The organism is Subtercola boreus, from assembly GCF_006716115.1.
GTDB classification, from domain to species: domain Bacteria; phylum Actinomycetota; class Actinomycetes; order Actinomycetales; family Microbacteriaceae; genus Subtercola; species Subtercola boreus.
Map to the genome: position 1 here is coordinate 808,520 of NZ_VFOO01000001.1, position 21,246 is coordinate 829,765.

Genomic DNA, 21,246 nt, shown 5'->3' on the forward strand with positions numbered 1-21,246 from the left:
TGGCCACTGTCACACACATCGCAGGAGGGGTTTCCACACATGAACATTCTCGTAGCAATCATCGCGATCGTCGCGATCGTTCTGCTCATCACCGGCGGCGTCACGCAGTCGCTCAGCTTCCTGATCTGGGTCGGTGTCGTGCTGCTCGTCATCGCACTCATCGTCTTCCTGCTCCGCTTCATCACCGGCCGCAAGGTCTGATCGAAGCAGCACGAGAGAAGCCCCCGTCCGCGTTCTGCGGGCGGGGGCTTTCCCGTGGTCGCTGGGCCTGCGGCTCAGCGCTCCCGGGCGACCCGCGGCCGATGGGTCGCCGGCACACCGGTGACGAGCGAGTGAGGCGGAGCATCCTGCAGCACGACGGCGTTCGCGCCCACCGCGCTGCCCCGCCCGATGACGATGGGGCCGAGCAGCTTCGCCCCGGCCCCGAGCAGCACGTCGCTCTCCACGATCGGATGCCGGTTGCCGGCCACCGGGCCGACACCACCCAGCGTGACACCGTGGTAGATCAACACGTCGTCGCCGACGCGCGCCGTCTCACCGATCACGACGCCCATCCCGTGGTCGATGAACACGCGGCGGCCGATCACGGCACCCGGATGGATCTCGACCCCTGTCAGGAACCGCGCGAACTGCGAGAGCAGCCGTGCCGGGAGCCTCAGCCCGGGGCGGAGCCAGAGCGCGTGAGTGAGGCGGTGCATCCAGAGCGCGTGCATACCGGAGTAGCCGAGCAGCACCTCGACCTTCGAGCGTGCTGCCGGGTCACGTCTCTTCGCCGTCGCGAGGTCTTCGCGCAGCCGGGCGAAGAAGCCCACCGGGAGTGTCAGCCCCGAAGGTCGTCGTACAGCACTGACGACACGTAGCGCTCACCGAAGTCGCAGACGATCGCCACAATGGTCTTGCCGGCGTTCTCGGGCCGCTTCGCGACCTCGAGGGCGGCCCAGAGGATCGCGCCCGACGAGATGCCGGACAGGATGCCCTCGTCGGTCGCCAGCTGGCGGGACAGGCGGATGGAGTCGTCGAGCGTCACATCGATGACCTCGTTGTAGATGCTGGTGTCGAGGATCGCAGGCACGAAGTTGGCGCCGATGCCCTGGATCTTGTGCGGGCCGGGAGCCCCGCCGTTCAGGATCGGACTGTCGAGCGGCTCCACACCGATGACCTGGATGTCGGGGTTCTTGCCCTTCAGGAACTGGCCGACGCCCGTGATGGTGCCGCCGGTGCCGATGCCCGCGATGAAGATGTCGACCTCGCCGTCGGTGTCCTCCCAGATCTCGGGACCCGTCGTCGCGCGGTGCACCGCAGGGTTCGCCTCGTTCTCGAACTGGCGGGCGAGGATGGCGCCCTCCGTCTCGGCCGCGATCCGCTCCGCCGTCTCGACCGCGCCGCGCATGCCGTCGGGGCCGGGGGTGAGCACGAGTTCGGCGCCGTAGGCGCGGAGCAGCACGCGGCGCTCCATGCTCATGGTCTCGGGCATCGCGAGGATCACCTTGTAGCCGCGGGCGGCCCCGACCATCGCCAGGGCGATGCCGGTGTTGCCGCTGGTGCCCTCGACGATGGTTCCGCCGGGCTTCAGCGCGCCGGCCTTCTCGGCGGCCTCGATGATGGCCACACCGATGCGGTCCTTCACGCTGTTGGCCGGGTTGTAGAACTCCAGCTTTGCGAGGATCGTCGCGCCTGAGCCCTCGGTGACCCGGTTGAGGCGGACGAGCGGAGTGCGGCCGACGAGGTCGGTGATGTTGTCGTAGATGCGTGACATGCACCCAGCCTAGCTTTCAGCCAGCACCGTGAGCGTTTCGGTGTGCAACACTCCGTTTGTTGCCAGCGCGCTGCCAGACCAGAGGGCGTCCTCGCCCGCGAGCCCGGTGAACCGGCCGCCGGCCTCCTCGACGATCGGGATGAGCGCAGCGACGTCGTGGGGCTGCAGATCGTACTCACCCGAGACGTCGACGAGGCCCTCGGCCACCATCATGTACGCCCACATCTCGCCGTAGGCACGCGTTCGCCAGACGGCGCGCGAGAGGCGCAGTAGGGCATCGAGCCGGCCGGCTTCGTCCCAGCCCTTCAGGGAGTTGTAGCTGATCGAGGCGTTGGCGAGCGTGGCCACCTTCGAGACCGCGAGGCGGCGCGGTTCGCCGCCGGCGTCGCTCAGCCAGGCGCCCCGGCCGGTGGAGGCCCACCAGCGCTTCGCGAAGGCGGGGGAGCTCACGACGCCGAGCACCGGGGTGCCGTCGATGACGAGGGCGATCAGCGTGGCCCATACCGGCACGCCGCGGAGGAAGTTCGCGGTGCCGTCGATCGGGTCGATGATCCACTGCCGGTGCGGGGTGTTGCGGGTAGCGCTGCCGGGTGGGGCGGTGGTGGCGCCGTCGCCGGTGCCGGGTGGGGCGGTGGTGGCGCCGTCGCCGGTGCCGGGTGGGGCGGTGGTGGCGCCGTCGCCGGTGCCGGGTGGGGCGGTGGTGGCGCCGTCGCCGGTGCCGGGATCTTCGCCGAACTCCTCGCCGAGGATCGCGTCGCCGGGACGCTCCCGGGCGAGCCCGTCGCGGATGGCCCGCTCCACGGCCCGGTCGGCATCCGTGACCGGCGTGCGGTCGGGCTTCTGCTCGACCACGAGGTCGAGGGCGCGGAACCGGTCGGCCGAGATGGCGTCAGCCGCATCGGCCAGTTCGAGGGCGAGCCGCAGGTCGTCGGCCAGGCTGTGTTCGTTCGCTCGGTTCACCCGACCACCCTACCGACGTCCCCCCGCCCCCGCCCCCGCCCCACAGACGTTCCGCTGCGGTTTGTCGCTTCCGCGCCTGCGCGCGCACCCGCGGAAGAGACAAATGGGCGCGCCTGCGAGGAACGAGTGGCCGCGGGGACGGGTAGCCGCGGAACGAGTGGCCGCGGGGACGGGTAGCCGCGGGGACGGGTAGCCGCGGGGACGGGTAGCCGCCGGGCAGGCAGCCGCCGGGGCGGGCGGCCGCGGGAGGGGAGGGCGGGGGCTACTTCTCGAGGGTGGCGATGATCTTCTGCAGCGACTCGAGGCGCGCCTTGCCGCTCTCGCCGAGCTCCCCGGCCGAGACACGGTCGACGATCTCCCAGTCGTGGGCCTGGCTGAGCTCGATGCCGCCCGCCGACTTCGGGAGCGTCGCAGCCGGGATCGCGTAGTTGGCGAACGACTTCAGGATGTTCGCGGGCTCGACGTGCCCCAGGCCGAAGGAGCGCACGCCGGGCGTGTCGATGATCCAGCCCGGGTTGCCGCTCGAGTCGCGCACGCGGAGGCACACGGTCGACGACGAGGTGTGCCGGCCGCGCCCCGTGACGTCGTTCACCCGGCCCACGGCCCGATCCGTTCCGGGTACGAGAGCGTTCACGAGCGTCGACTTGCCGACGCCGGAGTGCCCGACGGTCACCGTGGTGTGCCCGACGAGCAGCTCCTTCAGGGCATCCAGCGGGAAGTCGTCCTTCGCGCCCATGATGATCTCGAGGTCGAAGCAGTCGAACTGCTCCAGGAACGAGGTCGGGTCGGCGACATCGGTCTTCGTGATGCAGAGGATCGGGGCGAGACCCGCGTCGAAGGCCGCGATCAGGTACCGGTCGATGAGGTTCGCACGGGGTTCCGGGTTGGCGGCGGCGACCACGATCAGCATCTGGTCGGCGTTCGCCACGATCACGCGTTCGACGGCGTCGGAGTCGTCGGCGCTCCGGCGCAGCAGGGTCTTCCGGTCATCCACCCGCACGATGCGGGCGAGCGAACCCTCCGCCCCGCTCGTGTCGCCCACGAGGTGCACCGTGTCGCCGGTCACGATGCCGAGCCGCCCGAGCTCGCGCGCACGGGAGGCCGTGATCACAGCCTCCTCGGCGGAGTTCTCGCGCACCAGCACCCCGAACCGGCCGCGGTCGACGCTCAGCACCCGGCCATGCTCGGCCCCCTTGTGCTCGGGGCGCTGCTTGGTACGGGGCCGGTTGCCCTTGGGGTTCGGCCTGCTCCGGATGCTCGACTCATCGAATTCGTCGAACTCGTCGGGCTCGTCGTCGGCCCCGTCGCTCCACCAGGTCACCGAGGCGGCTCCGTGCTCGGGTCGGCGTCGGCCGGGGCGGGAGCGCCCGGGGCGGGAGCGCCCGCGACATCCACGCCCGCGACGTCCGCACCCGCGACATCCACACTCGTGACCGCCCGCTGGCCGGGCTCGCCGAACACCAGCGCCTCCCAGAGCGCGGCGAACTCGGGCAGGGTCTTCGCTGTCGTCGCGATGTCCTCGACGACCACGCCGTCGACCGCGAGGCCGATGATCGCCCCGGCGTGCGCCATGCGGTGGTCGTGGTAGGTGTGCCAGAGGCCGCCGCTGAGCGGGCGCGGCTCGATCCGCAGGCCGTCGTCGAGCTCGGTGACGTTGCCGCCCAGCCCGTTGATCTCGGCCGCGAGGGCCGCCAGACGGTCGGTTTCGTGGTGCCGGATGTGACCGATCCCGGTGATGGTGCTGGGGGAGTCGGCGAGGGCCGCGATGGCGACGATCGCCGGGGCCAGTTCGCCGCCCGCCGAGAGGTCGAGGTCGACGCCGTGGATTCCCGAACCCCCCGTCACGGTCAGCCGGTCGCCCTCACGGGAGACGGCCGCGCCGAACAGCGGCAGCAGCGCGGCGAGGTGGGCACCCACCTGCGTGGTGTGGGCGGGCCAGCCGACGAAGGTGACGGATCCGCCGGTCACCAGGGCCGCGGCGAGGAACGGTGCCGCATTGGAGAGGTCGGGTTCGATGGCGACGTCGAGCGCGGCGAGGGGGCCGGGCTCCACGGCCCACACGCCGGGCTCGGGGGAGGTGACCGTGACACCCCGGGCAGAAAGCGCGGCGATCGTCATCTCTATGTGCGGCAAGCTCGGCAGCCGCTCGCCCTCGTGACGGAGAGTCAGCCCCCTGTCGAACCGGGAGGCGGCGAGCAGCAAGCCGGAGACGAACTGCGACGACGAGGAGGCGTCGATCGTGATCTCGCCGCCCTCGACGCTGCCCGAACCGTAGACGGTGAACGGCAGGTTCTGGCGGCCGTCGGCGTTGATGTCGACGCCGAGGGCGCGGAGCGAGGAGATCGTGGTGGCCATCGGGCGGCGGCGCGCCCCCTCGTCACCGTCGAACACCACGGGGCCGAGGGCGAGGGCGGCGACCGGAGGCAGGAAGCGCATGACCGTCCCGGCGAGCCCGCAGTCGACGGTGGTGCTGCCGATCAGCTCGTCGGCGGGCGTGACGAGCCAGTCCGGGCCGAACCGGCCGGCCGCAGGGCCGGGTGCGGGAGGAACGTCCTCGATCGTCACACCGAGCGAGCGGAGGGCGTCGGCCATCAGGGTGGTGTCGCGCGAGCGGAGCGGCGCAGCCAGGCGCGAGGGCCCGTCGGCGAGGGCGGCGAGCACGAGTTCGCGGTTGGTGAGGCTCTTCGACCCCGGCAGGGCGACGGTCGCGACGAGGGGGCCGCGGGCGCGGGGTGCGGCCCAGTCGGGATCCGGTCCGACGGGAGCGGAGTCGCCGTACGGGTTGAAGTCGGGGGCGGAATATCTCGAGATCAGCATCAGTTGTCCAGAGTATCGGCGTTCCGCACAATCGAGAAGGAGGGTGGCACCGTGGCAGTCGCAGCCAGCACCCTCGAACGCCCCGGGCGTCGGTCCGTGCGCGCGCCCCGCATCGTAGACTTGCCGGTGATGACAACTGTGAACACTGACCCCCGTGCGCTCTTCGAGGAGCAGGCGATTCCCTTCCTCGACCAGCTCTACGGTGCTGCGCTCCGCATGACCCGGAACCCCGCCGACGCCCAGGACCTCGTGCAGGAGACCTTCGTCAAGGCCTACGCCGCGTTCGCCCAGTTCGAGCAGGGCACGAACCTGAAGGCCTGGCTCTACCGCATCCTCACGAACACGTTCATCAACGTGTACCGCAAGAAGCAGCGCGACCCCTACCAGGGCACGACGAGCGACCTCGAGGACTGGCAGCTCGGCAACGCCGAATCCGCCACCGCGACCGGCACCTCGTCGCGGTCGGCCGAGGCGGAGGCCATCGACCACCTGCCGGACAGTGCGGTGAAGGATGCCCTGCAGTCCATCCCCGAAGACTTTCGTCTGGCCGTGTACCTGGCCGACGTTGAGGGCTTCTCCTACCAGGAGATCGCCGACATCATGAAGACTCCGGTCGGAACCGTGATGAGTCGCCTGCACCGTGGCCGGCGACTGCTCCGCGGGTTGCTGACCGAGTATGCGGAGGGCCGGGGCATCCCGGTCGCTGCCGCGGAGACAAAGACGGCTTCGTCAGCGAAGACGGCCGCCAAGGCTCCAGCCCGAGCACGAACGAAGAAGACCACTCCGGCGGCCTCGCCCGCTGCCGGTTCGAAGGGAAGCACGACATGACCGACTGCGGCTGCACCAAAGCCAAGGCTGAACTCGAAGAGTTCCTCCACAACGAACTCGAGAGCCACGACGCTGCCGACATCCGGGAGCACATCGCCGGATGCTCGGACTGCTCCTCGGAGCTGCACATCGGGGTCGTGCTGACCGAAGCCGTCCAGCGCGCCTGCAAGGAGGTCGCTCCCGAGGAGCTCCGCGACCAGGTGTTGTTCAGCATCCGCCAGATCCAGAGCACCCACTAGCAGGTATACGAAAGGCCCCGCACACCGAAAGGTGGGCGGGGCCTTTTCGCGGCCTGCGTGACCCTGCTACAGGGTCAGCGCGCGCTGGAGCAGGTCGGCCTGTTCGCGGGCGTGACGCTTGGCGGAACCTGCGGCCGGCGATGCCGCCGCTGCGCGGGAGGTGACGCGCACCGTGCGGCCGGCGGGCAGGCGCGAGGCCAGCTCGAGGCACACGAACGGCCAGGCACCCTGGTTCTGCGGCTCATCCTGCACCCACACCAGTTCGGCGTTCGGGTACGACGCGATGATCTCGTTGAGCTCGGCGGCGGGCAGCGGGTAGTACTGCTCGAGCCGAACCAGCGCGACTTCGTCGTTCGGCGTCTTCTGCAGCTCGTTGAGCAGGTCGTAGTAGACCTTGCCCGCCATCAGCAGAACGCGCTTCACGCCCGACCTGTCGATACCGGCCGAGGTGCGGGGATCATCCAGAACCGGCTCGAACTTGCCCTGCGTGAGGTCTTCGACAGAACTCGTGGCGCCACGCAGTCGCAGCATCGCCTTCGGGGTGAAGACGATCAGCGGGCGGCGGGGCCGGGCGTAGGCCTGGCGGCGCAGCAGGTGGAAGTACGACGCGGGCGTCGACGGGCGAGCCACGGTCATGTTGTTCTCCGCGCACAGCTGCAGGTAGCGCTCGATGCGGGCCGACGAGTGGTCGGGGCCCTGGCCTTCGTAGCCGTGCGGCAGCAGCAGCACGAGCGATGAACGCTGGCCCCACTTCTGCTCGGCCGACGAGATGAACTCGTCGATGATGATCTGGGCGCCGTTGGCGAAGTCGCCGAACTGGGCCTCCCAGAGCACGAGGGCGTCGGGGCGCTCGACCGAGTAGCCGTATTCGAAGCCCATGGCCGCGTATTCGCTGAGCAGCGAGTCGTAGATCCAGAACCGGGCCTGGTTGTCGCTGAGGTTCACGAGCGGCAGCCACTCCTGGCCGTTGTCACGGTCGTGGAGCACAGCGTGGCGCTGCACGAACGTGCCGCGCCTGGTGTCCTGGCCCGAGAAGCGCACCGGGGTGCCTTCCAGCAGCAGGGAGCCGAGCGCGAGCAGCTCGCCGAACGCCCAGTCGATGCCGCCGTTGCGGCTCATGTCGACGCGCTTCTGCAGCAGCTGCTGCAGCTTCGGGTGCACGGTGAAACCGGCGGGCGGGTTGTTGAACGCATCACCGATCAGGGCGACGGTGGATGCCGCGACCCCGGTCGTCTCCGGTTCGCCGGCTCCGCTGTCGTCGGCCTGCTGCGCTTCTGGGCGCTCGAGGTCGCTGACGGCGTTCATGTCGTCGGTGATGATCGGGATGGAGGAGGTCTGCGCGGCGTGCGTCTCGGCGAAGGCCCGCTCGAGGCGGTCCTGGAAGTCGCGGTGAGCGGCCTCGTACTCCTCCTGGCTGATGTCGCCGCGGCCGATGAGCGACTCGGTGTAGAGCTTTCGCACCGACCGCTTGGCCTCGATCAGGTTGTACATCAGCGGCTGGGTCATCGAGGGGTCGTCTCCCTCGTTGTGCCCGCGGCGGCGGTAGCAGATCAGGTCGATCACGACGTCGGCGTGGAAGCGCTGGCGGTATTCGAAGGCGAGCTGCGCCACGCGCACGACCGACTCGGGGTCGTCGCCGTTCACGTGGAAGATCGGTGCCTGGATCGACTTCGCCACGTCGGTTGAGTACACGGAGGAGCGTGAATCGCTCGGGCGCGTCGTGAACCCGACCTGGTTGTTGATGTTGACGTGGATCGTGCCGCCGATCTTGTACCCGCGGAGCTTCTCCATCTGCAGGGTCTCGTAGACGATGCCCTGCCCGGCCATCGCCGCGTCGCCGTGCACGAGGATCGGGAGCGTCGAGAAGGTGCCTTTCGGCTTCCGGTCCTGCTTGGCACGCACGATGCCTTCGAGCACACCGTCGACAGCCTCGAGGTGCGAGGGGTTCGCCGCGATGTACACCGGGATCTCCTTGCCCTCGGTGCCCGTGAAGGTGCCCTCAGTGCCGAGGTGGTACTTCACGTCTCCCGAGCCCTGCACAGTGCGGGGATCCTGCGTTCCCTCGAACTCGCGGAAGATCTGGCCGTAGGTCTTTCCGGCGATGTTCGTGAGCACGTTCAGGCGGCCACGGTGGGCCATGCCGATCGCGACCTCGTCGAGACCTTCGTCTGCCGCGGCCTGCAGCACGGCATCCAGCAGGGCGATCGTCGACTCGCCGCCCTCGAGGCTGAAACGCTTCTGGCCGACGTACTTCGTCTGGAGGAAGGTCTCGAAGGCTTCGGACTCGTTGAGCTTCGACAGGATGCGCATCTGCTCGTCATGGCCGGGCTTCGCGTAGGGGCGCTCGATCTTGCCCTGGATCCACTTGCGCTGCTCCGGATCCTGGATGTGCATGTACTCGATGCCGGTCTTCCGGCAGTAGGCGTCACGGAGGATGCCGAGGATGTCGCGGAGCAGCAGCGACGGCTTGCCGAGGCCGCCCGTGACGAACTCGCGGTCGAGGTCCCACAGGGTGAGCCCGTGGCTCTCGATGTCGAGGTCGGGGTGGGTGCGCTGCTTGTACTCCAGCGGATCGATGTCGGCCATCAGGTGGCCGCGCACGCGGAACGAGTTGATCAGTTCCTGCACGCGCGCCGTCTTGTTGACGGTGTCGCTGACGTCGACCGAGATGTCGGAGTTCCAGTGGATCGGCACGTAGGGGATCCGGAGCTCGGCGAAGATGTTCTCGTAGAAGCCGCGCTCGCCGATCAGCAGCTCGTGCACCTTCTTCAGGAACTCACCCGATCCGGCGCCCTGGATGACCCGGTGGTCATAGGTGCTCGTGAGGGTGATGACCTTGCCGATGCCGAGGTCGGTGAGCGTCTTCGTCGAGGCGCCCTGGAACTCGGCCGGGTACTCGAGGGCGCCGGCGCCGATGATGGCGCCCGAGCCCTTCATGAGCCGGGGGATCGAGTGGACCGTGCCGATCCCACCCGGGTTGGTGAGCGAGATCGTCGCCCCCTGGAAGTCGCCGGCCGTCAGCTTGCTGCCGCGGGCCTTCGCGACGAGTTCGTCGTAGGCGGCGAGGAACTCGCCGAAGTGCATGGTGTCCGCACGCTTGATCGCGGGCACGACGAGCGAGCGGGTGCCGTCGGGCTTCGGCATGTCGATCGCGATCCCGAGGCCGACGTGGGCGGGGGAGACGACGACGGGCTTCTCGTTCTGCACGTCGTAGTAGACGTTCTGGCTCGGGAAGTCCTTCAGCACCTGCACGAGCGCCCAGCCGATGAGGTGGGTGAAGCTGACCTTGCCGCCTCGAGCCCGCTTCAGGTTGGAGTTGATGACGATGCGGTTGTCGATGAGGAGCTTCGCGGGGATGCTCCGGACACTCGTCGCCGTCGGGACGGTGAGGCTCGCGTCCATGTTGGTCGCGAGGGACTTGGCGGGGCCGCGGAGCGGAGTCACCTTGTCCTGCTCGGCCGCCTCGTCGGACTGCGCCCGGACGGTCGCCTCGGCCGGGATCGGCTGGGGGCTCGGCTCGCGGGAGGTGGTGCGGGCCACGGGCTGCGTGGCGGGTGCCGCGTCAGCGGCAGGGGCGGCCGGTGCTGCCGTGGGCTGTGCAGCGGGAGCCGGTGCGGCGGGGGTCGCGACATCCTGCGTCGGGATCTCGTCGGGGATCTGCGCCTCGCCGGTGGACGCGTCCCCGGCACTCGGGGCTTCGGCAGCGGCCGCAGTATCGGCTCCAGCGCCGCCCGCCTCACCGCCGCTCGGCCTGTAGTTCTCGAGGATCGCCCACCAGGACTGGTCCACCGAGTTCTTGTCGACGAGGTACTGCTCGTACAGCTCGTCGACCAACCACTCGTTGGCTCCGAATTCGCCCGACGAACCGTCGTCAGTTCCCGTTCCGGTCAACTGGCTTGACACAGCCGATCGCCCACTCTCCGTTTGTCACGTATGCGTTGTCACGTATGAATGCCGTGCCTGAGCGCCGCAGAGCGAAATCCACGCGCCGACACGTGCTTGTCCAGCTTAAACCCTTCCGCCGAGTGTTCGGTCACCCAACGGGTCTAGCGTGAGCCGCATGGAGTTCCTCACCGCACACTCGCAGACAGATCTGACCTATTCCGATGTGTTCCTGGTGCCCTCGCGCTCGAACGTCGGCAGCCGGCTCGACGTGTCGCTGGCACCCGACGACGGCACCGGTGCGACGATTCCGCTGGTGGCGGCGAACATGAACTCGGTCACCGGTCCGCGTCTCGCGGCGACCCTCGCCCGGCGCGGCGGCCTCGGTGTGCTGCCGCAGGACATGCACCTCCAGGACCTCGACGCGGCCATCCGTTGGGTGAAGGAGCAGTCGCCCCTGTTCGACACTCCCTTCGACTTCGCTCCGTCGGCGACCGTCGAGGAGGCCCTCACCGTGCTGCCGGCCGTCGCCGGGCAGGGCATCGTGGTGCACGACACCGACGGCACGTTCCTCGGCTGCATCCCCGCCCTCCGGCTCTCCTCCGCGCTCCCCGACGCCCGGCTCGGCGATCTGCTGCACGGCCCGCTCACCTCGCTGGCGGCCGACGACTTCGACACCCCGCGCCAGGCATTCGACGCCATGGTCGCCGCCGACCTCGACTTCGCCCCGGTGATGCGCCACGGCAGGGTGATCGGCACGCTCAGCCGCATCGGTGCACTCCGTTCGACGATCTACGAGCCGGCGGTGGATGCCCAGGGGCGCCTCCGCGTGGCAGCAGCTGTCGGCATCACCGGTGATGTCGCAGCGAAGGCCCGCGCCTTGGCGGCTGCCGGCGTCGACGTTCTCGTGCTCGACACGGCCCACGGCCACCAGGACGGGATGATCTCCGCCATCAGGGCCGTGCGCGCTGCCGGACTCGCGCTGCCCATCGTTGCCGGGAACGTGGTGACGGTCGAGGGGGTGCGGGACCTCGCGCAGGCGGGCGCCGACATCCTGAAGGTGGGCGTCGGACCCGGGGCGATGTGCACGACGCGCATGATGACGGCCGTCGGGCGGCCCCAGTTCTCCGCGGTGCTAGAGACCGCCGCCGCGGCGACCCTCTACGGCGCGCACGTCTGGGCGGACGGGGGAGTACGCTACCCGCGCGACGTGGCGCTCGCGCTGGCGGCCGGCGCGGCATCCGTGATGATCGGCTCGTGGTTCGCGGGCACCATCGAGGCGCCCGGGGTCCTCCGGCAGGATGCTTCGGGCCGGCTCTACAAGGAGAACTACGGGATGGCCTCGGCGAAGGCCGTCACCGACCGGTTCGGGCGCCTCGGCGCGTACGAGCTGGCCCGCAAGCAGCTCTTCGCCGAGGGGATCTCGTCGAGCATGATCTACCTCGACCCTCTTCGGCCGTCGGTCGAGGACCTGCTCGACATGATCACGTCGGGGGTGCGCAGTTCGTTCACCTACGCGGGGGCGCGCTCGGTGGAGGAGTTCCACGACCGGGCCCGGGTCGGAGTGCAGTCGGCGGCGGGGTACGAGGAGGGCAAGGCGCTGCCGGTCTCCTGGTAGACGGGCGGGCGCGGCAGCCGCCTTGAACAGGCGCCTGCTCCGAGCGCAGCGCACCGCGGGTTTTCTCAGCTTGGCGACCCGGGGGCCCGTATGATTGTGGGTACTCATGGATGACCCTCCCTCACCCGATCCACTTTCCTCCGCCACGACACCGGCACTGACCTCGCGGGGTGATGCCCGTGGGCTCTGACCTCATCCTGCTGCTCGTCGGCCTCGCGCTGACCGTCGGAACCGGCCTCTTCGTCGCCAGCGAGTTCTCGCTCGTGAACCTCGACCGGAGTGACCTCGAAGGTCGCCAGGAACGAGGCGAGAAGGGCCTCGGCCAGACGATCTCCGCGCTGAAGATCACGTCGACCCATCTCTCCAGCGCTCAGCTCGGCATCACGCTCACCACGCTGCTCACCGGGTACACGATGGAGCCGGCCTTCGCGGGTCTCCTCCGGCCACTGTTCGACGCCGTGGGAATCGATGACACCATCGCGACCGTCATCTCCTCGATCGTCGCCGTCGTCATCGCCACCCTCCTGTCGATGATCGTCGGCGAGCTGGTTCCCAAGAACTTCGCGCTCGCCCTGCCGATCCAGACGGCGAAGCTCGTCATCCCGTTCCAGCGGGTCTTCACCGCGGTGTTCCGCCCCGCGGTGCTGCTGCTGAACAACAGCGCCAATGCGATCATCCGGAGCTTCGGGATCGAGCCGAAAGAGGAGCTCTCCGGCGCGCGAACGGCCGAGGAGCTCTCGTCGCTGGTGCGCCGCTCGGCGCTCGAGGGCAGTCTCGACGTCGACACCGCCACCCTGCTGAACCGCACGCTGCTCTTCTCCGGCCACGACGCCTCCGACGTCATGACGCCCCGGCCCCGGATCGCCGCCCTGAAGCGCACCGAGACGGCGAGCGACGTCATCCGGCTCGCCAACTCGACCGGCTACAGCCGCTTCCCGATCGTCGACGAGTCGATCGACGACGTGGTCGGCGTCGCCCACGTCAAGCAGGCCGTCTCCGTGCCGCGGAGCAAACGCGCCGAGGTCCCGGTCGTCGCGCTGCTGAGCGAGCCGCTCCGGGTGCCCGAGACGATGAAGCTCGACGTTCTGCTCGGTGAGCTCCGCGGCAAGGGGTACCAGATGGCGATCGTGATGGACGAATACGGCGGAACGGCCGGCGTCGTCACGCTCGAAGACCTGGTCGAGGAGCTCGTCGGCGAACTCGACGACGAGCACGACCGCACTCGTGCGGGCGTCATCCGGAGCCGGAACACGATCTCGTTCCCCGGGCAGCTCCGACCGGACGAACTGCAGGAACGGGCGGGCGTGCACGTGCCCGAAGACGGACCCTACGAGACCGTCGCCGGCTTCGTGATGAGCGAACTCGGCCGGCTGCCCGTGATCGACGACACCGTGGCGCTGCCCGACGGGGAGCTCCGCGTGGAACGAATGGATGGCCGCCGCATCGACCGCATCAGGTTCACCCCCACTCCCACCGAACCGCTCGCGGGCTCGGCAGGCGGCGCGGAGACGCTGACCGCCGAGCTGCTCCGCACGGAATCGGTCGACCGGCTCGCCGGAACCGGCCGCGGGTCGGTCGCCGACGAGGCCGCGGAAGCGCTCGACGCGCCGTCGTCCTCCCGCGAGAGGCCGTCGTCCTCCCGCGAGAGGGGGGAGCGCTGATGGCCGACTGGATCGGGATCGTCTGGCTCTTCGTGCTCCTGCTCGTCAACGCGTTCTTCGTCGCGGCCGAGTTCGCCGTCATCTCCGCACGCCGCTCGCAGATCGAACCCCTCGCCGAGGCGGGGATGCAGCGAGCGAAGACCGCGCTCTGGGCGATGGAGCACGCGACGCTCATGCTGGCGACGAGCCAGCTCGGCATCACCGTCGCATCACTTCTCATCCTGAATGTGTCGGAGCCGGCCATCCATCACCTGCTCGAGGTGCCGCTCGGGCTCACCGGCTGGTCGGAAGACCTGATCACGGGCGTGGCGTTCGTCATCACGCTGGTGCTGGTGTCGTTCCTGCACGTCGTGATCGGCGAGATGGTGCCGAAGAACCTGTCGTTCTCGGTGCCCGACCGTGCCGTGCTGCTGCTCGCGCCGCCGCTTGTCATGGTGGCGCGCATCTTCCGTTTCGTGATCGTCTCGCTGAACGCCACGGCGAATGGCGTGGTCCGACTGTTCGGGGTGGAGCCCAAGAATGAGGCGGCCAGCTCGTTCACGCTCGAAGAGGTGTCGAACATCGTGGCGCAGTCGACCCGCGAGGGTGTGCTCGACGACAACTCGGGTGCCCTGCACGCGGCGTTCGAGTTCACCGAGAAGACGGTCGCGTCGGTGGCGCTGCCGGTCTCGCGCCTGATCACGCTCGACCGCACGGCGACCCCCGCCGACATCGAACGCGCTGTCGCGAAGTACGGTTTCTCGCGCTACGTGATGGTGGATGCCACGGGCAACCCGATCGGTTACCTGCACCTCAAAGACGTGATCGACCTCGACGATGACGAGTTCGAGCAGCCCGTTCCCGCGAAGCGGATCCGCTTGCTCGCGTCGATCTGGGACGGCACCGAGCTCGAGGACGCCCTCGCGACCATGCGCCGCACAGGCGCGCACGTCGCCCGCGCGTTCAGCGCGACAGGCGACACCACCGGCGTGCTCTTCCTCGAAGACGTCATCGAGGAGCTCGTCGGCGAGGTCCAGGACGCCACCCGCCGCATCTGACCCGCGTCCCCCGCCTGCCCCGGCCCCGCGCGTCCACTCCCGCCCCCCGCTCCGCTCGTCGATCCAGACCCCGAAAGTTGCCGGTAAGCGGCAACCACTCCGGCAACTTTCGAGGTTTCGATCAACTCTGTCGAGGGACTGAGTGGCTGGGCTGTGGATAACTGCCAAGGGCGGTGGCGCTGACGCGAGTATGGGGGCGTGAGACATCCCGTTCCCCTCCCTGGCACGCTGGGCGATGCTGCGTTCAGCCGGTCGGCGGCGCGCCGGGCGGGGGTCGGCGATGGCCGGCTGCGAAGGACGGACCTCCGTGCGCCGTTCCATGGCGTGCGGGTCAGCGACGGAATCGCTCCGCCGGGCATCCTGGGTCGATGCCTCGAATACGCCCCGCGGTTGCGGCCCGGCCAGTACTTCAGCCACGAGACTGCTGCGCTGCTCTGGAACCTCCCGCTGCCGGGAGCCGGGCGTTCGCAGGCGACTCTGGACGTCTCAGCCGACGCCGACCGCACCAAGCCGCCGACCGCCCGAGGTGTGCGCGGGCACGCCATCCGCGACGATCGGGTGCGCGTGCTCGCGCTGGGCGGGCTCCCCGTCGAGGACCCCGTCTCGGCTTGGCTGCACCTCGCCCGGATGCTTTCGCGCAACGACCTCGTTGTCGTCGGAGACGCGCTCGTGTTCAGGCCGCGTTTCCCTCGCTCGTCTGACGCTCGGCCATACTCCGATCTCGGAGATCTTGCTGCACGCGTGGGGAGTTACCGGGGCAGGGGCAAGCTCACTCTGGCGTCTGCGCTCCGTCTCGTTCGTGAGGGGGTGGAGTCTCCCATGGAGACACGGCTCCGACTGTTGCTGCTCATGCACGGCCTGCCGGAGCCGCAGGTCAACGTGGATCTTTTCGACGAGACGGGCCGGTTTGCAGGCCGGGCCGACCTCTACTACCCGCGCCAGCGCGTGGTGGTCGAATATGACGGTGAGCAGCACCGCCTGAGCAGGGCCACCTACCTGGCCGACCAGAAGCGTCTTGCGCGTCTCCGCAGAATCTGCAGCGACGTCATCCGGGTGACCGTCGACGGCCTCCGATCCGAAGCGCACCTCACTGTCGCCGACGTACGCGCCGCGCTCGCGGTCGGCCCGTGATGCGATCGAAACCCCGGAAGTTGCCGGTCTGGGCCGCGGATACCGGCAACTTTCGGGGTGTCGATTCGGCGGGCAGGGCGGGGCGGGGCGGAAGGGGTGGGCGGGGAGGAAGGGGTCAGGGGCGGAAGGCGGCGCGGGTGTACTGCGGTGGCCAGTAGTCGAGGGTGACGCCGAGTTCGTGGGCGGCGCGGAGCGCGAAGTGCGGGTCCCGCAGGAACTGACGCGCCATCATGACGGCGTCGGCGCGGCCGGATGCCACCACCTCAGCAGCTTCGGCCGCCGTCGTGATCAGGCCGACCGCGCTGACGGGCACGTGCGCTTCCGAACGCAGCGTCGACGCGAGCTCGACCTGGTAGAGCGGTGCGACCGGGATCGTCACACCGGTCACGTTGCCGCCGCTCGAGACGTCGAAGAAGTCCGCGCCGGCATCCTTCGCCCAGCCGGCGACGGTGATGGTCTGCTGGATGTCCCAGCCACCGCTCGCCGCCCAGTCCGTGCCCGAGAAACGCACGAACAGCGGAATCAGGTCGCCGATCTCGGCGCGCACAGCGGTCACGACCTCGAGCACGAAGCGCGCCCGGTTCTCGAGGCTGCCGCCGTAGGCATCGGTCCGCTCGTTGCTGAGCGGGGACAGGAACTGGTGCATGAGGTAGCCGTGGGCGGCGTGCAGTTCGATGACGTCGAAACCGGCGTCGACGGCGCGGCGGGCGGAGGCGCGGAAGTCCTCGACGATCTGCGCGATGCCCTCGACGCTGAGGTCGGCGGGAACGTCGTAGCCCGGGAACGCGATCGCCGACGGACCGACTGTGGTCCAGCCACCGGACTCGGCCGGCACCGTGCCCTTCTCGTCGGCCCAGGGCCGGTAGACCGAGGCCTTGCGGCCGGCATGCGCGAGTTGGATGCCCGTGGCCGTGCCCTGCGCGTGGAGCAGAGCGTTGATGCGCACGAACGCCTGCTGCTGTTCATCGGTGTAGAGGCCGAGATCCTGGGGGGAGATGCGGCCCTCGGGGTTCACGGCCGTCGCCTCGGTGATGATCAGGCCGACCCCGCCGCTCGCGAAGGAACCGAGGTGCGCGAGGTGCCAGTCGGTGGGCACGCCATCCTGCTTCTCGACCGAATACTGGCACATCGGTGCCACCCACAGTCTGTTGCGGAACTCTGTCGCACGGATGGTCAGCGGGCTGAAGAGGGTCGCGGTACTCATGTGAGAGTGCAAGCGGGCTGGCGGGCGAGATATTCCGTGGGCGGCATGTGCCGTGCATCCGCCGACGACCTATCGTGGACGCATGAGCGCATCGACCTTCACCGACTTCACCGCAGCGGATGCCCGGGCCTTCGTCGAACCTCCCGGCGAGAACGACGACAAGTACTCCCGCGGCGTGCTCGGCGTGATGACCGGTTCGGCGGGCTTTCCCGGTGCGGCGGTGCTCGGCGTGGAGGGCGCGGCCCGCACGGGGGTCGGCATGGTGCGCTATCTCGGACCGGGGCGTGCGACGCGGCTCGTGCTCCAGCGTCGCCCCGAGGTTGTCACCGCCGGCGGCAGGGTGCAGGGCTGGCTGATCGGCTCGGGAATGGATGCCGCGTTGCGCGGCGACGACGTGACCGCGGCGATCGTCGAGGCGCTCGGCGGCGGCGACCCCGCGGTGCTCGACGCCGGCGCCCTCGACATAGTCGGCCGTGCGACGGGGCCCGTCGTCATCACCCCGCATGCCGGGGAGCTCGTGACCCTGCTGGCCGCCCACGGCACCGAAGTGAGCCGCGGGCAGGTGACGGGCGACCCTGAGCGGTGGGCCGTCGAGGCCGCGCGGCTCCTCGGCGTGACGGTGCTGCTGAAGGGACACGTCACGCACGTGGTGGGCGCGAGCCGCGCGCCGGGCGGCGACGTCGTGCTCGGCGCCTGCCTCCGGGTCACTGCGCCGACCACCGAGCTCGCCACGGCGGGATCCGGGGATGTGCTGGCGGGCATCCTCGGCGCCCTCGTGGCGACGCACCGCGAGCGACTGGATGCCGCACCCAGCGCCCTCGCCGAGTTGGCAGCCGCGGCGGCGGTGCTGCACGGTCTCGCAGGGGAGCGCGCCTCGGCCGGAGGCCCGATCGTCGCCCTCGACATCGCGGAAGCCGTGCCGGCGGCCATCGCGGCCCTCCGCCGCGGCTGACGTGCGTCACGGCTGGCGCCCAGCCCGCCGGAGCCCCCGCCGCGGCTGACGCCCTGCCCGCCGGAGCTCCGCGCCGCGGACGCATAAGATGGCTGGGTGCGTCGACTGGTTACGAACCCCCTGCTGATCTGGCTTGCGTTCGCCGCCATCCACCTGTGGCTGGGCTACGTCGGGCTGACCGCGCCGACCCTTCCCTGGGGTGACGTCACGGTGGTCTACAACACGTGGATCCACAACGGCCTCGCCGGCTACTGGGTCGGCATCGACGGCCCGTGGGTCTATCCGCTCCTCGCCCTGGCCCCGATGATCGCGGCGATGGCGCTCGGCGGGTCGCTCTACGGCACAACCTGGTTTCTGCTCGTCGTCATCGCGAACGGGGCCGTGCTGGCGTTCATCCTGAACTCGCGGGCGACGAAGGTCGCCCCAGAAGCCGAGCCCGCACAGACGGCACTCCCGAACGGCACTCCGGCACCGGATGCACGCCCCACCGGCTTCTCCCCGAACATCCGCTTCGTGGCGGCCTGGTGGTGGCTCGCGGCGCTCCTCCTCCTCGGCCCCGTCGCCCTCGGCCGCATCGACACCTTCGAGGTCGCGCTTGTGATCGTCGGGCTGCTGCTGGCCATCCGTCGCCCAGCCGTCGCCGGGGTGCTGCTCGCCGCCGCGACCTGGGTGAAGGTCTGGCCGATCGCCATGGTCGTCGCGGTGATGATCGCCACGAAGAGGCGATGGACCGTCGCCATCGCCGCCGCAGCGACCGCCGCCGTCATCGCCGGAGTCGGCCTCGCCCTCGGTGCCGGCGCGAACCTGTTCAGCTTCGTCACGCAGCAGACCGGTCGCGGCCTCCAGATCGAAGCACCGATCAGCACGCCGTTCATGTGGGGTGCGTACCTCCGGCTTCCCGGCTCGGTCGTCTACTACGACCAGGACATCCTCACCTTCCAGGTGAAGGGTGCGGGCGGGCCGATCGCCGACGTACTGACCACGCCGCTACTCGCGCTCGCTGTGCTGGCGATCCTGTTGATCGGCGTCTGGGTGGTTCGATCCGGCGCCTCGGTGACCGAGGTGCTGCCGCCCCTCGCCCTCGCCCTGGTGTCCGCGCTGATCGTGTTCAACAAGGTCGGTTCGCCCCAGTTCATGCTCTGGCTCACCGCCCCGGTCATCCTGGGCATCATCTGGCAGGGAAAGCGGTTCCGCACCTTTGCGATCATCGCCGCCGTGCTCGCCCTGCTCACGCAGATCATCTACCCGTACTACTACGACTGGCTGATCTCCCTGAACACGTTCATGCTCGTGACGCTGAGCCTCCGCAACCTGCTGGTCTGCGTGCTGTTCGTGCTGGCCCTCCGTGCCCTCGTCAAGACCCGGGTGAAGCCCGCCCGGGTCTCCGTTCCCCGTGCTGTGAAGGTGGTCACCTGATGCTCGTCGCATTCTCCGTAGCGCCCTCGGGCGGTGAGGGGGCCGACGCCTCCGTCCACGATGCCGTCGCCGCCGCCGTGCGCGTGGTGCGGGAATCGGGCCTGCCGAACCACACCGACTCGATGTTCACCACCATCGAGGGCGAGTGGGACGAGGTCTTCGACGTCGTGAAGCGCGCGACCGAAGCGGTCGGCGCATTCGGCTCCCGGGTGTCGCTGGTGCTGAAGGCCGACATCCGGCCCGGGTACTCCGGCGAGCTCACGGCGAAAGTCGACCGGCTCGAGCAGGCGCTCGGCGAATAGCGTGGCCCGCGGGGTTCCCCTGCGATCCGAGGACGGAAGCGCGGGGTCCGGGCACCCGCCGCCGACCTGTTACACAGTGTTAATCGAATCGATTCGATAGACCGAACGGCGCGGCATTACAGTGGAAGCGTGACCCTCACTTCGCCAGGGCCGACGCAGCTGTCGCCGGCCCGTATTCGTCTTGCCCTGCTGGCCCTGACCCTCGGCGGCTTCGGCATCGGCTGTACCGAGTTCGTGGCGATGGGCCTGCTGCCGAACCTGGCGAGCGACCTGCTGCCCGACCTGTTCCGGGTCTCGTCCGAGCAGGCCAACGGCCAGGCCGGCCTGCTGATCACCGCGTATGCCGCGGGCGTGGTCGTGGGCGCCCCGACCATCGCCGCCGTGGCCGCGCGTTGGCCGCGGAAGGTGGTGCTGATGGTGCTGCTCGTGACGATCATCGTCGGCACCGTCGCCTCGGCACTCCTCCCCACCTTCGGGCTCGTTCTGGTGGCCCGGTTCGTCTCGGCTCTTCCGCACGGAGCCTATTTCGGCATCGCCTCGCTGGTCGCCGCGTCGCTCCTCGGGCCGAACAAGCGCGGGCAGGGCGTCGCGCTCGTGCTGGGCGGTCTCACCGTGGCGAACGTGGTCGGCGTGCCGTTCGTCACGTGGATCGGCCAGTCGTCGAGTTGGCGCGTGTCGTACCTGGTGGTCGCCGCGATCTTCCTGCTGGCGTTCGTCGCCGTGACGCTCACGGTGCCGAACCTGCCGGGCGACCACACCGCGACGATGCGCAAGGAGCTGAAGGCGTTCGGCCGGCCACAGGTCTGGTTCGCCATCGCGATCGGCGCGATCGGTTTCGGCGGCTTCTTCTGCGTCTACACCTACGTCTCGCCGATCCTCACGACCATCACCGGGCTGCCCGAGGGCGTCGTGCCGTGGGCGCTCGTTGTGGTGGGGCTCGGGATGACCGTGGGCAACCTCACCGGCGGCTGGGCCGCAGACCACAACCTGAAACGCTCCCTGCTGCTCTTCTTCGGGCTGCTGCTGGTGGCGCTGGTCGAACTCGTGCTCTTCGTCTCGAACCCGGTGGGGCTCTTCGTCGGCCTGTTCTTCGTCGGAGCGGCCGCGGCGACGATCTCCCCGCTCATCCAGACCCGGCTGATGGATGTCGCGGGTGACAGCCAGTCGATCGCCGCCGCCCTCAACCACTCGTCGCTGAACTTCGGCAACGCGCTGGGGCCGATCGTCGGGGGTGTGGCGCTGTCGCTCGGGCTCGGCTATGTGGCACCGATCGGCGCGGGCATCCTGCTCACGGTGCTCGGCATCCTCATCGCGCTCACGTCGTTCGCGGTCGAGCGTCGCACCCGCCGGCGCATCGCCGTGGCGGCGGCCGACGCCGCGTTCCGTACCGAACTCGACGGAACACAGCCGATCGCCCTGCCCAGCCGGCGCTGACTCCGGCTG

General features: G+C 69.6%; 18 protein-coding genes. 11 read left to right on the forward strand and 7 right to left on the reverse strand.

The window, feature by feature from the left end; all coding sequences use genetic code 11:
* Window positions 1-39: 39 nt before the first annotated feature.
* Window positions 40-201 carry a hypothetical protein gene (locus FB464_RS19690; protein ID WP_170151920.1) on the forward strand — a complete coding sequence of 54 codons (162 nt, stop codon included), beginning with the start codon at window positions 40-42 and terminating at the stop codon, window positions 199-201.
* A gap of 74 nt (window positions 202-275) precedes the next feature.
* Here the strand turns inward: FB464_RS19690 and epsC are convergent, their stop codons facing one another.
* The 5 genes from epsC to aroA all read right to left on the reverse strand — a co-directional run bounded on the left by epsC (window position 276) and on the right by aroA (window position 5,533).
* Window positions 276-812 (reverse strand): serine O-acetyltransferase EpsC, encoded by a 537-nt coding sequence (epsC, locus tag FB464_RS03795; RefSeq protein ID WP_116415034.1) that lies wholly within the window; start codon window positions 810-812, stop codon window positions 276-278.
* An 8-nt stretch (window positions 813-820) separates the two neighbouring features.
* On the reverse strand, window positions 821-1,756 hold the full coding sequence (cysK, locus tag FB464_RS03800; RefSeq protein ID WP_116415033.1) for a cysteine synthase A: 936 nt from the start codon (window positions 1,754-1,756) through the stop codon (window positions 821-823).
* Window positions 1,757-1,765: 9 nt separating this feature from the next.
* Window positions 1,766-2,716, reverse strand: coding sequence for an inositol monophosphatase family protein (locus FB464_RS03805; protein ID WP_116415032.1), 951 nt, complete (start codon window positions 2,714-2,716; stop codon window positions 1,766-1,768).
* A 262-nt stretch (window positions 2,717-2,978) separates the two neighbouring features.
* Entirely contained in the window at window positions 2,979-4,037 is a 1,059-nt protein-coding gene (rsgA, locus tag FB464_RS03810) for a ribosome small subunit-dependent GTPase A (protein WP_116415031.1), read from the reverse strand.
* Window positions 4,034-5,533, reverse strand: coding sequence for a 3-phosphoshikimate 1-carboxyvinyltransferase (gene aroA, locus FB464_RS03815; protein WP_116415030.1), 1,500 nt, complete (start codon window positions 5,531-5,533; stop codon window positions 4,034-4,036). Before aroA ends, rsgA begins: the two co-directional genes overlap by 4 nt.
* 129 nt (window positions 5,534-5,662) lie before the next feature.
* Between aroA and FB464_RS03820 the strand changes: the two genes are divergently transcribed.
* Window positions 5,663-6,361 (forward strand): sigma-70 family RNA polymerase sigma factor, encoded by a 699-nt coding sequence (locus tag FB464_RS03820; RefSeq protein ID WP_116416611.1) that lies wholly within the window; start codon window positions 5,663-5,665, stop codon window positions 6,359-6,361.
* Window positions 6,358-6,600 (forward strand): zf-HC2 domain-containing protein, encoded by a 243-nt coding sequence (locus FB464_RS03825; protein ID WP_116415029.1) that lies wholly within the window; start codon window positions 6,358-6,360, stop codon window positions 6,598-6,600. Before FB464_RS03820 ends, FB464_RS03825 begins: the two co-directional genes overlap by 4 nt.
* 66 nt (window positions 6,601-6,666) lie before the next feature.
* Here FB464_RS03825 and FB464_RS03830 read toward each other — a convergent pair whose 3' ends face one another.
* Window positions 6,667-10,503 carry a multifunctional oxoglutarate decarboxylase/oxoglutarate dehydrogenase thiamine pyrophosphate-binding subunit/dihydrolipoyllysine-residue succinyltransferase subunit gene (locus FB464_RS03830; protein WP_116415028.1) on the reverse strand — a complete coding sequence of 1,279 codons (3,837 nt, stop codon included), beginning with the start codon at window positions 10,501-10,503 and terminating at the stop codon, window positions 6,667-6,669.
* A 157-nt stretch (window positions 10,504-10,660) separates the two neighbouring features.
* On the opposite strand from FB464_RS03830, the gene guaB1 reads away from it, so the two are divergent.
* From guaB1 to FB464_RS03850, 4 genes are all read left to right on the forward strand, one after another.
* Entirely contained in the window at window positions 10,661-12,100 is a 1,440-nt protein-coding gene (gene guaB1, locus FB464_RS03835; RefSeq protein WP_116415027.1) for a GMP reductase, read from the forward strand.
* A gap of 173 nt (window positions 12,101-12,273) precedes the next feature.
* The gene (locus tag FB464_RS03840) at window positions 12,274-13,761 is read left to right on the forward strand and encodes a hemolysin family protein (protein WP_116415026.1); all 1,488 of its coding nucleotides are present in this window, start codon (window positions 12,274-12,276) and stop codon (window positions 13,759-13,761) included.
* Window positions 13,761-14,798 carry a hemolysin family protein gene (locus tag FB464_RS03845; protein WP_116415025.1) on the forward strand — a complete coding sequence of 346 codons (1,038 nt, stop codon included), beginning with the start codon at window positions 13,761-13,763 and terminating at the stop codon, window positions 14,796-14,798. Before FB464_RS03840 ends, FB464_RS03845 begins: the two co-directional genes overlap by 1 nt.
* Window positions 14,799-14,996: 198 nt before the next feature.
* Window positions 14,997-15,929 (forward strand): hypothetical protein, encoded by a 933-nt coding sequence (locus tag FB464_RS03850; RefSeq protein WP_142206602.1) that lies wholly within the window; start codon window positions 14,997-14,999, stop codon window positions 15,927-15,929.
* Between the two features lie 115 nt (window positions 15,930-16,044).
* Here the strand turns inward: FB464_RS03850 and FB464_RS03855 are convergent, their stop codons facing one another.
* Window positions 16,045-17,133 (reverse strand): NADH:flavin oxidoreductase/NADH oxidase, encoded by a 1,089-nt coding sequence (locus FB464_RS03855; protein ID WP_116415023.1) that lies wholly within the window; start codon window positions 17,131-17,133, stop codon window positions 16,045-16,047.
* 82 nt (window positions 17,134-17,215) lie between these two features.
* On the opposite strand from FB464_RS03855, the gene FB464_RS03860 reads away from it, so the two are divergent.
* The 4 genes from FB464_RS03860 (at window position 17,216) to FB464_RS03875 (ending at window position 21,237) form a co-directional block, all read left to right on the forward strand.
* On the forward strand, window positions 17,216-18,085 hold the full coding sequence (locus FB464_RS03860; RefSeq protein ID WP_116415022.1) for an ADP-dependent NAD(P)H-hydrate dehydratase: 870 nt from the start codon (window positions 17,216-17,218) through the stop codon (window positions 18,083-18,085).
* 96 nt (window positions 18,086-18,181) lie between these two features.
* The gene (locus tag FB464_RS03865; protein ID WP_116415021.1) at window positions 18,182-19,501 is read left to right on the forward strand and encodes a glycosyltransferase 87 family protein; all 1,320 of its coding nucleotides are present in this window, start codon (window positions 18,182-18,184) and stop codon (window positions 19,499-19,501) included.
* The gene (locus tag FB464_RS03870) at window positions 19,501-19,803 is read left to right on the forward strand and encodes a thiamine-binding protein (RefSeq protein ID WP_116415020.1); all 303 of its coding nucleotides are present in this window, start codon (window positions 19,501-19,503) and stop codon (window positions 19,801-19,803) included. The genes FB464_RS03865 and FB464_RS03870 overlap by 1 nt, the downstream gene beginning before the upstream one ends.
* Before the next feature lie 129 nt (window positions 19,804-19,932).
* On the forward strand, window positions 19,933-21,237 hold the full coding sequence (locus tag FB464_RS03875) for an MFS transporter (protein WP_246092917.1): 1,305 nt from the start codon (window positions 19,933-19,935) through the stop codon (window positions 21,235-21,237).
* Window positions 21,238-21,246: the final 9 nt, after the last annotated feature.

What these genes read in the sequence shown, in the direction of transcription:
- FB464_RS19690 (WP_170151920.1), top strand. Translation starts at nt 40, where the DNA reads ATGAACATTCTCGTAGCAATCATCGCGATCGTCGCGATCGTTCTGCTC.
- cysK (WP_116415033.1), bottom strand. Translation starts at nt 1,756, where the DNA reads ATGTCACGCATCTACGACAACATCACCGACCTCGTCGGCCGCACTCCG.
- aroA (WP_116415030.1), bottom strand. Translation starts at nt 5,533, where the DNA reads ATGCTGATCTCGAGATATTCCGCCCCCGACTTCAACCCGTACGGCGAC.
- FB464_RS03820 (WP_116416611.1), top strand. Translation starts at nt 5,663, where the DNA reads ATGACAACTGTGAACACTGACCCCCGTGCGCTCTTCGAGGAGCAGGCG.
- FB464_RS03825 (WP_116415029.1), top strand. Translation starts at nt 6,358, where the DNA reads ATGACCGACTGCGGCTGCACCAAAGCCAAGGCTGAACTCGAAGAGTTC.
- guaB1 (WP_116415027.1), top strand. Translation starts at nt 10,661, where the DNA reads ATGGAGTTCCTCACCGCACACTCGCAGACAGATCTGACCTATTCCGAT.
- FB464_RS03840 (WP_116415026.1), top strand. Translation starts at nt 12,274, where the DNA reads ATGCCCGTGGGCTCTGACCTCATCCTGCTGCTCGTCGGCCTCGCGCTG.
- FB464_RS03845 (WP_116415025.1), top strand. Translation starts at nt 13,761, where the DNA reads ATGGCCGACTGGATCGGGATCGTCTGGCTCTTCGTGCTCCTGCTCGTC.
- FB464_RS03855 (WP_116415023.1), bottom strand. Translation starts at nt 17,133, where the DNA reads ATGAGTACCGCGACCCTCTTCAGCCCGCTGACCATCCGTGCGACAGAG.
- FB464_RS03860 (WP_116415022.1), top strand. Translation starts at nt 17,216, where the DNA reads ATGAGCGCATCGACCTTCACCGACTTCACCGCAGCGGATGCCCGGGCC.
- FB464_RS03870 (WP_116415020.1), top strand. Translation starts at nt 19,501, where the DNA reads ATGCTCGTCGCATTCTCCGTAGCGCCCTCGGGCGGTGAGGGGGCCGAC.